This window comes from Rhodocytophaga aerolata (assembly GCF_030503435.1).
Lineage (GTDB): Bacteria > Bacteroidota > Bacteroidia > Cytophagales > 172606-1 > Rhodocytophaga > Rhodocytophaga aerolata.
On the sequence record NZ_JAUKPO010000133.1, the window covers coordinates 1 to 2095 of the forward strand.

The 2095-nt window shown below is 41.7% G+C and carries 2 protein-coding genes; both read left to right on the top strand.

The window, feature by feature from the left end:
* Positions 1 to 375 precede the first annotated feature (375 nt).
* Complete coding sequence (locus tag Q0590_RS37120) at positions 376 to 1620, top strand: carboxypeptidase-like regulatory domain-containing protein (protein ID WP_302042745.1); 1245 nt, start codon at positions 376 to 378, stop codon at positions 1618 to 1620.
* A 284-nt stretch (positions 1621 to 1904) separates the two neighbouring features.
* Entirely contained in the window at positions 1905 to 2081 is a 177-nt protein-coding gene (locus Q0590_RS37125; RefSeq protein WP_302042746.1) for a hypothetical protein, read from the top strand.
* Positions 2082 to 2095: the final 14 nt, after the last annotated feature.

Genomic DNA, 2095 nt, shown 5'->3' on the forward strand with positions numbered 1-2095 from the left:
TCATTCCCCTCTGGCCCCTTCCTTTACATAATTCCATTTATGTAACTTCAAAAAATTCATTTTTTTAGTGATGCCGTTAGAGTAGAAATAGGCTTAAGTCTTAGAGCAGGGGTGCATGAAACTTTACCTTTTGTGAAAGCCTACTATGTTCAATTTCAGGAGAAAAGGTTTGCTGAAGTATGATAATAAGAAAAAGTTTCATGCACCCATTGGAACTCACCTTGACTTTTAAGTAAATATTAACTAACTCACCCCATAAGCCAGTTGCCCTCTAACTTAGTTGATGGATAGCCATCTGTTTCGATCAATTATTACAATTGCTTTGCCTGTAAGCCGAATAGTAATGAATCATGAGAAATGTAACATTCCCTGCTTATGCGTTTGCTATGGCTGCTAGTCTGCACTTTATCTGTCCATTGCTGTTTTTCTCAAACGTCGATGAAACTAGCCGGAAAGGTGATCGATGCACAAAGCGGACAACCGCTCTCTTTTGCTCATATCAGCTGTGAAACCTGTCTTACGGGCACTTCTGCTAATGAAGAGGGAGATTTTGAGATCACCGTAGATAGCTTGCCTGTCAAATTGCATTTTTCGTATGTAGGCTATCAAAGCGCCCAGCTGCTGCTGAAAGATTATAGCCCTACTCTTTTAGTCAAGCTAACCCCTGGCAGGATCCTGTTAGCAGAAGTGACCATTGCCGCTCAACCAGATAGGCGGTATCTGCAAACCCTGTTGTTAGCAGCTTTCAACAAAGCAAGGCAACAAGCTACCCATAAAGCCTTTGCCCAAGCTTTTTATCGGCAAACCACTAGCAATGACAGCGTTTACTCGGAAGTTTATGAAATATTCTATCACACGCAGGTATCCACTACAGGCATCCAAGAATGGCAACCGTTAGAAGGTAGATATGCCATTAGTGGAGATCTTGCAAGGAATAAATATGTCTATACGGATAACTTTACCTTTCTTTCTCAAACATTTAATTTGCTGGGGGAGTCCCCAACTACTCCCTTTCTGACTCCTTCTAACAAATATAGCCTCAAGAAGTATGTACTTTCTCTAAGCAAGATCCTGCAAACCAATGGGAGAAGAGTAGCTATTGTAGCCTTTAAGCCCTTAACCAACGTCAAGCAAGTAGCTTTAGCCGGTCAGCTGTGGATTGATCTGGACAACTATGACATCTTGCGCATGAAGGGAGAGCTCAAAGACCCTAAGCTACGGCTCATTGAGGTGTCGGGCCCTAAACGGAGGTGGAGTAACTATGAGCGAGTCTACGATATAGCTTTTAAACTCTTGCATGATACCTTGCTAGTGCCAGATTACTTGCAGATCGAGCATACCATGAACTATGCGGTCAGTAAAACGATCACCCGCAGAATCACTACCCGTTCGCTTATCACCTTCTATGCTTACAGGGACTCACTAAATATAGACAGAAACCAAGCAGAGACAAGCAAAGAGGATAGTGAACTAATTCAAAGCCTACCTTACAAGCCAGAGTTCTGGCAGAATAATCCTTATCTGTTGCAGACTCCCTTAGAAAAACAGGTGATTGAATCCTTTGAGCAAAGGGGAGCGGTAGGTAATTTATTCGCTGAACCAGGATCAATTCCTAAATAGGCTGCTTTACATATTGCTACTTATTGAACTTCCGGTCAATTCCTGAAATAACTTTACACTAACCCTGTAAAGTGATGACTAGAAGAAAATTAACCAAAACCGCTAAGAAGTCCTATTCTCCGCTTGAAAAGCGAAAGATAGTAGAAGAAGTCCGCTCCGGCTTCTATTGCCTACAACAAGCAAGAAAAAAGTATATCTTGTCAAAAACAAAATTTAGTAGGTGGAACCGGTGGTATTTTAAGATCCGACTGCTTCGCCATTTCAAACCTAAACCTTTTCCTTCTATGAAAAAGGCCAAACAGTCAGTGGAAGAGCTGAAAAAGCAATTATTAGAAGCCCAGGCACAAATAGATAAGCTGCAACTCAAGAATACGGCTTTGGAAACCATGATTAACATCGCCGAAAAACAGCTAAATGTGGATATCAGAAAAAAGTCTGGTTCCAAACAGTCCAAGAATTGAATCAGCAGTGGCCC